The 9,738-nt window shown below is 65.8% G+C and carries 10 protein-coding genes; 5 read left to right on the top strand and 5 right to left on the bottom strand.

What is annotated here, in order from left to right; all coding sequences use genetic code 11:
- The 3 genes from L288_RS32580 to L288_RS32570 all read left to right on the top strand — a co-directional run.
- On the top strand, positions 1-879 hold an 879-nt coding region (locus L288_RS32580), incomplete at its 5' end, for a cell division protein FtsX (RefSeq protein WP_021238425.1).
- On the top strand, positions 876-1,406 hold the full coding sequence (locus L288_RS32575; RefSeq protein WP_021238424.1) for a YdcF family protein: 531 nt from the start codon (positions 876-878) through the stop codon (positions 1,404-1,406). The genes L288_RS32580 and L288_RS32575, both read left to right, overlap by 4 nt.
- A 7-nt stretch (positions 1,407-1,413) precedes the next feature.
- Positions 1,414-2,151, top strand: coding sequence for a lysophospholipid acyltransferase family protein (locus L288_RS32570; protein ID WP_021238423.1), 738 nt, complete (start codon positions 1,414-1,416; stop codon positions 2,149-2,151).
- 17 nt (positions 2,152-2,168) lie between these two features.
- Here the strand turns inward: L288_RS32570 and L288_RS32565 are convergent, their stop codons facing one another.
- A complete protein-coding gene (locus L288_RS32565; RefSeq protein WP_021238422.1) occupies positions 2,169-3,074 on the bottom strand; it encodes a prephenate/arogenate dehydrogenase family protein in 906 nt (301 codons plus the stop codon).
- 3 nt (positions 3,075-3,077) lie between these two features.
- Positions 3,078-4,175, bottom strand: coding sequence for a histidinol-phosphate transaminase (gene hisC, locus L288_RS32560; RefSeq protein ID WP_021238421.1), 1,098 nt, complete (start codon positions 4,173-4,175; stop codon positions 3,078-3,080).
- Positions 4,176-4,283: 108 nt separating this feature from the next.
- Between hisC and metX the strand changes: the two genes are divergently transcribed.
- A complete protein-coding gene (metX, locus tag L288_RS32555) occupies positions 4,284-5,420 on the top strand; it encodes a homoserine O-acetyltransferase MetX (protein ID WP_021238420.1) in 1,137 nt (378 codons plus the stop codon).
- Complete coding sequence (metW, locus tag L288_RS32550; protein WP_021238419.1) at positions 5,417-6,013, top strand: methionine biosynthesis protein MetW; 597 nt, start codon at positions 5,417-5,419, stop codon at positions 6,011-6,013. The genes metX and metW overlap by 4 nt, the downstream gene beginning before the upstream one ends.
- Positions 6,014-6,176: 163 nt before the next feature.
- On the opposite strand, the gene L288_RS32545 is transcribed toward metW, so the two are convergent.
- From L288_RS32545 to L288_RS32535, 3 genes are all read right to left on the bottom strand, one after another.
- Positions 6,177-7,742 carry a peptide chain release factor 3 gene (locus tag L288_RS32545; protein WP_031304412.1) on the bottom strand — a complete coding sequence of 522 codons (1,566 nt, stop codon included), beginning with the start codon at positions 7,740-7,742 and terminating at the stop codon, positions 6,177-6,179.
- Positions 7,743-7,897: 155 nt separating this feature from the next.
- Positions 7,898-8,812: an aldose 1-epimerase family protein gene (locus L288_RS32540; protein ID WP_021238417.1), complete on the bottom strand. Its 915-nt coding sequence runs from the start codon at positions 8,810-8,812 to the stop codon at positions 7,898-7,900.
- Positions 8,813-8,852: 40 nt separating this feature from the next.
- Positions 8,853-9,738 (bottom strand): phenylalanine--tRNA ligase subunit beta-related protein (locus tag L288_RS32535; protein WP_021238416.1); only part of this gene is annotated, 886 nt, incomplete at its 5' end.

Genomic DNA, 9,738 nt, shown 5'->3' with positions numbered 1-9,738 from the left:
GCCGCCGCCGCGCGGCACCGGCTGCTGCCCGAAGGCCGGGTAGCGGGCCCCATGCCCTGGGTCATCGCGATCATGATGTTCCTGACCGTGCTCGCCGCCGCCGCCGGACTGGGCCTTGGCACGGCGGTCAAGTCGGTGGGCGCTGAACTGGCCGGGCGGGTGACCGTGCAGATCGTCGAAGCCAATGCCGACCGGCGTGAGGAGCTGAGCGGACGCGCCGCCCGCCTGCTGCGGGAAAGCGGCGATGTGCAGGCGGTGCATCCAGTCGATCCCGCCGCCCTCGCCGACCAGATCAAGCCCTGGCTGGGCGAAGAGGCGGTGAGCGGCGACCTGCCCATTCCCGCGCTGATCGACGTTGAACTCACGCCCGGATCGGCACATGCCCGCGTGGATCGCCTGCGCAAGGCCATGGCCGCGCTGTCCCCCAATATCCGCATCGAACCGCACGCCGCCTTCCTCCAGCCGCTTGGGCGGTTGCTCGCCGCGCTCGGCGGGCTGGCGGCGGGAATCGTGCTGCTGATGGCGATCGCCACCGCTGCGATCGTGGTGCTGGCGGCGCGTGCGGCGCATGACAGCCATCGCGGCACCATCGACGTTCTGCATCTGATGGGGGCGACCGATGTCCAGATCGCCCGCCTGTTCCAGCGGCGGATCGGGCTGGACGCGCTGTTCGGCGGACTGTTGGGCTTTGCCGTGGCGCTGCTGGTGATCCTGCTGCTCGGCGCGCGGCTGACCGCTACCGGCTCCGACCTGCTTGCCGCGATCAGCCTGCCCTGGACAAGCTGGCTGATCCTGGCCGCGCTGCCGCTGGGCGGCGTGCTGCTGGCGACGCTCGCCGCGCGCTGGACCGTGCTGCGCTCGCTGGGGCGGCTGCTGTGATTGTCCGGCTCTTTGCGATCACCCTGCTGGGATGGATGCTGGGCTTTGCCTGGTTCGCGATCTTTCTTCCCCAACCGTTGGACGGCCGCCCGACCGACGCCATCGTCGTGCTGACAGGGGGTGCGGGCAGGATCGATCGCGGCCTTGCCCTGCTCCAGGAGGGCGCGGCGAAGCGCATGCTGATTTCCGGCGTCGACCGGTCGGTCCGCCCGGCTGAACTCGCCGCCCAATATGACGTGCCCGAACGGCTGTTTTCCTGCTGCATCACCCTGGGCCGGGAAGCGATCGACACGCGGTCCAACGCCATCGAAACCGCGCACTGGCTGGAGCGGCGGGATTACCGCACGGTCCGCCTGATCACCACCGACTGGCACATGCGCCGGTCAGCGCTGGAACTGCGACAGGCGCTGCCGGAACGTGTGACGATCGTCTATGACGCGGTGCCCAGCCGCCCCAGCCTCACCATGCTGGCGCGCGAATATAATAAATATCTGCTGCGGCGCGGCGCGGCCCTGATCGGGATATAGGCGGGACATGATCACGCTTCTGCGGTCGCTCGCCTATATGCTGGTCTTCTACGGCATCTCCGTCCTGCTGGTGCTGGCCGCGCTGGCCGCCGCCTTTGTCGCGCCCAGCGCCGTTCAGCCGGTGGCGACGGCCTGGGCCTATTTCCACCGTTTCTGCGCGCGCTGGCTGCTGGGGCAGAAGGTGCGGGTGGAAGGAGACCTGCCGCGCGGCGGCTATCTCTATATCGTCAAGCATGAATCCATGTTCGAAACGATCGACATGCTCTGCCTGTTCGACCGCCCGGCCATTGCCGCCAAGCGGGAGTTGTTCGACATTCCGCTGTGGGGCCGGGTCGCGCGCCGCTACGGCCTCATCCCGGTGGAGCGCAGCGCCGGGGCCAGTGCGATGCGCGCCCTGCGCACGGCCGCCCGCAAGGCGGTGGGGGAAGGACGCCCCCTGTGCCTCTTCCCCGAAGGAACCCGCGTCCCCCATGGCGAAGCGCCGCCGCTGAAAGCGGGTTTCGCCGGACTTTATGCCCTGCTGGGCCTGCCGGTCGTGCCGATCGCGGTGGACAGCGGCCGGCTGTCGCCGCGCGGCAGCTTCCTCAAGCGCTCCGGGGTCATCACCTACAAGGTGGGGGAGGTGGTGCCCGCCGGTCTCGACCGCAGGGAAGCGGAGGCACGCGTCCATGCCGCGATCAACGCGCTGAACGGACCGAAGGAAGGCCATGCTCCTGTGAGGGCAGGAGCCCAGATTAGCCCGTAGGACATCAGCGGATCAGATCAATGCGACCGTCCGAAGTCCGGCTTGGGATCATCCTGCCCCTGTTCGATGATCGACCGGCGGATGGCGCGGGTGCGGGTGAACAGGTTGAACAGCGTGTCGCCGTCATTCCACCGGATCGCCCGCTGCAAAGCCGACAGATCCTCCGAAAAGCGCTGGAGCATTTCCAGCACGGCATCCTTGTTCGCCAGGAACACGTCGCGCCACATGGTCGGGTCTGACGCGGCGATGCGGGTGAAGTCGCGGAAGCCGCCCGCCGAATATTTGATCACCTCCGACTGGGTGACATCCTCCAGATCGCTGGCCGTGCCGACAATCGTATAGGCGATCAGGTGCGGCAGATGGCTCGTCACCGCCAGCACTAGGTCATGATGCTGCGGGTCCATCATCTCGACATCCGCGCCCACGCGCCGCCACAGTTCGGCGACCCGCTCCACCGCCACCTGATCGGCACCGGCCGGGGGCGTGACAATGCACCAGCGGCCCCGGAACAGCGATGCGAAACCCGCCTCCGGCCCGCTATTCTCCGTCCCCGCCACGGGATGCGCGGGAATGATCGCCCGGCCCGGCAGCGCTGCCGTCAATTGCGCCAGCACGTCCGCCTTGCACGACCCCACATCGCTGATGACCGCATCGGCGGGCAGGTCGTCCGCGATCTCCGCCGCCGCCGCGCCCATCGCCCGCACCGGCACGCACAGCACCACCAGATCGGCATCGGTCACGCTTGCGCCCGCCGTGTCGGTCACATCGTCGCACAGGCCGATCGCCCGCGCGATCTGCCGCACATGCGGGTCGGCGTCATGCCCCGTCACCCGCACCGCCGGCATATATTCGCGGATGGCCCGCGCGAGCGATGAGCCTATCAGGCCAAGGCCGATGATGGTGACGCGCGCGAATGGCAGCATGGTTCAGGCCGCCTCCGCCATCGCCCGCAGCTTCGCCGCGACGGCGCGCATCTGCTCCTCCGTGCCGATGGTGATGCGCAGCCCGCTGGGCAGGCCCTGCCCCGGCAGCCAGCGGGTGGCGAAGCCTTCGTCCCACAGCCCCCTCATCGCCGCTTCCGCGGTCAGCCTGCCGTTGAACAGGATCAGCAGGAAATTGGCCTTGCTGGGCACCGCGCGCAGGCCATGATTGGACAGCGAAGCGACCTCCGCCGCCAGCCATTCGCGCCACTGCCGGTTATGCGCGCGGCTCGCCTCCACCCAGGCGCTGTCGCCGATCGCCGCGATCGCCGCGGCCTGTCCCGCCGTCGTCACGTTGAACGGCGCGCGGATGCGGTGCAGCGCGTCGATGATCTCCGCGCTGGCATAGCCCCAGCCGATGCGTTCGGCGGCAAGGCCGTAGATTTTGGAGAAGGTGCGCGTCACCAGCACGTTGGGCGCGTTCTTAGCTAGCTCCATGCCGCCATCTTCCTCATCCGCATCCAGATATTCGGCATAGGCCTGATCCAGGACCAGCAGGATATCGGGGCGCAGCGCGGCGTGCAGGCGCGCAATATCCGCCCGTGGCGTCATGGTGCCGGTGGGATTGTTGGGATTGGCCAGGAAGACGACCTTCGTCTTCTCCGTCACGCAGGCGATCAGCGCATCCACATCGGTCGCATAGTCCGCGTCCGGCGCGATCACCGGCGTGGCGCCCACCCGCCGCGCGGCGATGTCGTAGACGGAAAAGCCGTAATGGACGTACAGCACTTCGTCCCCCGGCCCGGCATAGGCGCTCGCGGCGATGTGCAGCAGTTCGTCCGAACCCGTCCCATATATGACGCGTGCCGGGTCCAGCCCATGCACGGAGGCGATCGCCTGCCGCATCTTCGTTGCGCCCGGATCGGGATAGGTGGCAAGGTCGGCCGTCGCAGCGTTCAGGGCCGCGCGCGCCGCCGGACTTGTCCCCAGCGGGTTCTCATTCGCCGACAGCTTGATCAGCGGGCGGCCGTCATCCGCCGCCGCCTTGCCCGGCACATAGGGGGAAATGCCGAGTATCCAGTCCTTGGGTGCAGGTTTCGTCATGGCGGGGCTTTAGCGTCATCCGCGCCAAAGGCAAAGCGCCGCTGGCGGCAAGTGGGTGGACGCCGCCCGATTGACAGCATGCCTCCGCAGTCCTAGCCCGCATCCACCATGGCCAGCGCTCTGCTTCCCGATGACAGCCGTTTCGGTCTCCGCCGCCAGGTACGCCTGCCCGGCCCCTTGCGGCTGGACAGCGGCGCCGCGCTCGCGCCCGTCGACATCGCCTATGAAACCTATGGGGCGATGAATGAGGACAAGAGCAATGTCATCCTCATCTGCCACGCTCTGACCGGCGATCAATATGTCGCGTCTGACCATCCTATCACCGGCAAGCCCGGCTGGTGGTGGCGCATGGTCGGCGAAGGCAAGCCTATCGATCCCGCGCGCTACTTCATCGTCTGCGCCAATGTCATCGGCAGCTGCATGGGCTCCAGCGGCCCCGCCAGCGTCGATCCGGCAAGCAACGCGCCCTACGCCATGCGCTTTCCCGTCCTCACCATCGCCGACATGGTGCGGGCGCAGGCGATGCTGCTCGACCATCTGGGCGTCGGCCGGCTTGCCGCCGTCATTGGCGGATCAATGGGTGGCATGCAGGCGCTGAGCTGGCCGACCATCTTCCCCGATCGGGTCGAAAGCTGCGTCGTCATCGCTTCGACAGCCCGCCATAGCGCGCAGAATATCGCCTTTCATGAAGTCGGGCGTCAGGCGATCATGGCCGATCCCAACTGGCGCGGCGGCGACTATTATGCCGACGCGCAGGTGCCGAGCGCGGGCCTCGCCGTCGCGCGCATGGCCGCGCACATCACCTATCTGTCCGAAGCGGGGCTCACCGAAAAATTCGGCCGCCGCTTGCAGGGCCGCGACGCCAAGACCTTCGGCTTCGACGCCGACTTTCAGGTCGAATCCTATTTGCGCCACCAAGGCCTCAGCTTCGTTGAGCGGTTCGACGCCAACTCTTATCTCTACATCACTCGCGCCATGGACTATTATGACATTGCGGAAGATCATGGCGGCAGCCTCGCCAAGGCCTTCGCGCCATCCAAGGCCCGCTTCTGCCTGGTCAGCTTCGATACCGACTGGCTCTATCCCACGGCGGAGTCCCGCGCCATCGTTCACGCCCTCAACGCCAGCGGCGCTCAGGCGAGCTTCGTCGAGCTGTCCAGCCCCTTTGGCCATGACGCCTTCCTGCTGGAATGCCCGGAACTGAACCGCGTTGTCGACGGCTTCCTCAAGGGCGGCCGCGCATGAGCGAAGAGGGGTTGCGGCCCGACCTTGCCCTCATCGCCCGCACCGTCACTCCCGGAGCCCGCGTGCTGGACGTGGGGTGCGGCGACGGCGCGCTGATGGCGGCGCTGCGCGATGCCAAGCAAGTGGATGCCCGCGGCCTTGAACTCGACGCCAGCAACGTCGCTGCCGCCGTAGGCCGGGGCCTGTCGGTCGTGCAGGGCGACGCGGACACTGACCTCACTTACTATCCCGACGCCAGCTTCGATTATGCGATCTTGAGCCAGACGCTCCAGACCACCCGCCGCCCGGACCTGGTGGTCGAGGAACTGCTGCGCATCGGCCGTCAGGCGTTCGTCTCCTTCCCCAACTTCGCCCATTGGCGCGGACGGCTGTCCCTGCTTTGGGGCGGCCGCATGCCGGTGACGCGCCTGCTGCCCGACACTTGGTATGACACGCTCAACATCCACCATGTAACGGTCGACGATTTCCGCGCCCTGGTGAAGGAACGCGGCTGGACAATTGATGGTCAGTGGTTCCTCAAGGGCGACAAGGAAACCACCCACGCGAACGCGAACCTGTTCGCCGAACACGCGGTTTTCCTGCTCCGAAAATAGCCGCGCAGCGAAAATCATTATTCACGCGGAGACGCCACAACAAATCTCCGCGCCTCCCCGCCTCCGCGTGATTCAAAGTCATTTCGCGCAGAGGCGCAGAGATCGCAGAGAAAAATACTCTTCTGCGTCCTTTGCGCCTCTGCGCGAACAAATCAAAAATGCCTCAACGCTCCTTCGTCGCGCTGAACTTCACCTTGGGATGCCGCTCCTGCTGATATCCCACATCCCACGCGCTTTTCGCCATGAAGACGAGATTGCCGTCCCGGTCCCGCGCCATATTCGCGCCGTTGAACGACACCAATTCCTTCACCGCCGCCTCATCGCCTGAAATCCAGCGCGCCGTATCGAAGGGCGAAGCTTCCAGCCCCGCCGCGACCTTATACTCCGCCTCCAGCCGAGAAATCAGCACGTCCAGCTGCAACTGCCCGACCACGCCGACCACCCAGCTGCTGCCGATCTCCGGATAGAAGACCTGGATCACGCCCTCTTCGGACAGGTCATCCAGCGCCTTGCGCAACTGCTTCGTCTTGGTCGGGTCCTTGAGCGCCACGCGCCGCAGGATTTCCGGCGCGAAGTTAGGCAGGCCGGTAAAGCGCAGCCCCGCCTTTTCCGACAGCGTATCGCCCACCCGCAACGTGCCGTGGTTCGGAATGCCGATGATGTCGCCCGGAAAGGCCTCATCCGCAATCTCGCGATCTTGCGCGAAAAAGAGGATCGGCGAATGCACCGCGATCGGCTTGCCGCTGCCCGAAGGGGTCAGCTTCATGCCGCGCCGGAACTTGCCCGAACACAGCCGCATGAAAGCGATGCGGTCGCGATGCTGCGGGTCCATATTGGCCTGCACCTTGAAGATGAAGCCGGTGACTTCGCTATTCTCCGGCTCCACTGGCGCAGGCTCGGCCGGTTGCGCGCGCGGCGGCGGTGCATGGGCGGCGAGCGCGTCGATCAGCTCGGTCACGCCAAACAGCTTCAGCGCCGACCCGAAATAGACCGGCGTCAGGTCGCCATGGCGATAGGCCGCGAGATCGAAATCGGCATAGCCGCCGACCGCCAGTTCAGCCTCCTCGCGCAGCTTCTCCAGCCCTTGCGCGGAAATATGCTCGGCCAGCGCATCGTCAGCGATGCCCTCGACAAACACTTCCTTGCCCTCAAATTCCTTGGAAGGACCGCTCGGCTGCCGCAGCCGGTTCTTGGCGAAATCGTAGATCCCCTCGAACGTCCCGCCCATGCCGACTGGCCAGCTCATCGGGCATACGTCCAGCGCCAGCGCGTCCGCCACCTCGTCCAGCAGGGCAAAGGTGTCGCGCCCCTCACGGTCCACCTTGTTGACGAAGGTTATGATCGGCACGTTGCGCAACCGGCAAACCTCGAACAGCTTGCGCGTCTGCGGCTCGATGCCCTTGGCGGCGTCGATCACCATGACGGCCGAATCGACCGCCGTCAGCGTTCGATAGGTATCTTCCGAAAAATCCTCATGCCCCGGCGTGTCGAGCAGGTTGAAGGTAATGCCGTCCCGCTCGAACGTCATGACCGAGCTGGTCACCGAAATGCCGCGCTGCTGCTCGATCTTCATCCAGTCCGACCGCGCCCGCCGGTTCGCCCCGCGCGCCTTGACCTCGCCCGCAAGATGGATCGCGCCGCCTTCCAGCAACAGCTTCTCGGTCAGCGTGGTCTTGCCCGCGTCAGGGTGGGAAATGATCGCAAAGGTGCGGCGGGATGGGATGGTCATTCGGTTGTCCAGATATTCCAACAGCCGTTCGCGCTGAGTAGAGACTGAGCGAAGTCGAAGGGCCGTATCGAAGCACCGCGCGCTCAAGTCAGCCCTTCGATACGCCGCCTCGGCAAGCTCAGCAGCTACTCAGGACGAACGGATTCACCGGCTCACTAGTCGGTAACCAGCGTCACGTCCATGCGGAACCGCCGCTCATCCCCCGGCAACAGGCGCATGACGCCCTGCTTCTCCCAGACATCGCCCTCGAATCCCACCAGGTCCGCCATCCCCGCCCAAGGCTCCACGCACAGATACTGCGCGCCCGGCTTCTGCCACAGCCCCAGCCAGGGTGTATCAGGAAAGTCGATCTTCAACCGCGTGCGTCCCGGCACACCCCATATCAGGCTATGGCTCTCCATCTCATCCCAAACCAGCGCGTCGTCCTTAAACATCGCATAGGTCGGCCTCAGCACATTGCCCTCAACTGGCGAAGCGATGCGGTCCCGCGCAATAAGCCCCGGTTCGTCCCCAACCTGACGCAGCGGCGCAGGCTCCGGCTTTTCAAACTCGATCAGATGCTCCTCCGCCGCCCCGCCATAGGGCAGCGGCCACGCAAAGGCGGGATGATAGCCAAAGGAAAAAGGCATGTCCGCTTCGCCCAGGTTCATCACGGACGCCGTCATCATCAGCGCCCCGCCAGCAACCGCGAACCGCATGTCCAGCCGGAAATCAAACGGATAGACCGCCCGCGTAGCCGCATCCGCCTCCAAACGGAACGTCACCGATTCAGGCAGATGCTCCACCTGCGCAAAGGCCATGCGCCGGGCAAAGCCATGCTGCGGCATCGCATATTCCCGCCCGTCCACCCGGTACACATCCCCCCGCGACCGCCCCACAAAGGGAAAGAGCAAAGGCGCATGCCCGGTCCACCAGCGCGGATCGGCATCGGTCATCAGCTCGCGCCCTTGCGCGTCGGTGAGCGACCACAGCTCCGCGCCAAGAGGGTTGATGGCGGCGGTGAGCGTGCCGGATGCGATTGTCACCAACTCGTCCACAGCATACCCCCTGTCAAGAAACCCATCGATCATCGCCATCCTGAAACAAGTTCAGAATGACGATGGGAAAGACTTAGCCCCGCAAAGTCCCCCCCAGCTTCTCCGCCGCCTTCACCACAGCAGCGCTGATCGCATCCAGTTCTTCCTGCAAAAAGCTTTTTTCCCCCGGCTGCAACGTCACCTCGACGGCCATGCTCTTGCGCCCTTCATCCACGCCCGGCCCGACGAAAACATCGAACAGCCGCACGTCGGTGATCGCCTTCTTGTCCGCGCCCCTGACCGCGCGGACCAGAGCATCGGCCTCCACCGCCTCATCGACGATAAAGGCGAAATCGCGCTTCACCGCCTGCAATGCGGGCGGCGCATAGGGCGCACGCATGAAGCCGCTTGCCCGCTTGGCGGGTATGGCATCCAGGAAGATCTCGCCCGCGACTGCTATGCCGGTCAGGCCAAATTGCTTAGCCAGCGAAGGATGCAGTAGGCCGAACTCGGCCAGCACCGTTTTCGGACCCAGCCGAAGCGTCCCTGACTGGCCCGGATGATAGGCCGCCGATGCCTCACCGTAATTCTGCAAATTACCGACTGGCGCGCCCGCCGCCGCCAGCAGCGCGATCACTTCCCCCTTGGCATCGAAAGCGGAAAAGGGCTGCGCCTTGCCCGTCTGCCAGCCGCGCGCGACCTTTTCTCCCGCCAGCACGAAGCCGATCGTGGCCCGTTCCTTGTCCGCGAAATAACGCCGCCCCACTTCGAACAGCCGCACCGAAGCCGCGCCGCGATCCATGTTGCGCCGCGTCGCCGACAACAGGCCAGGCAGCAGCGAAGGCCGCATGACCTTCAAATCCTCCGAAATCGGATTGGCCAGCGTCCATGCGCCGCCGCCGGCCGAAGCCGCTTCCTTCTCGGAAATGAACGACCAGTTGATCGCTTCGGCAAGCCCGCGCGCAGCCGCCGTCCGGCGT

The sequence above is a fragment of the Sphingobium quisquiliarum P25 genome (assembly GCF_000445065.1).
Classification (GTDB): Bacteria; Pseudomonadota; Alphaproteobacteria; order Sphingomonadales; family Sphingomonadaceae; genus Sphingobium; species Sphingobium quisquiliarum.
Note: the sequence above shows the minus strand (reverse complement) of the source record. Positions and strands in the feature narration are given on the sequence as shown.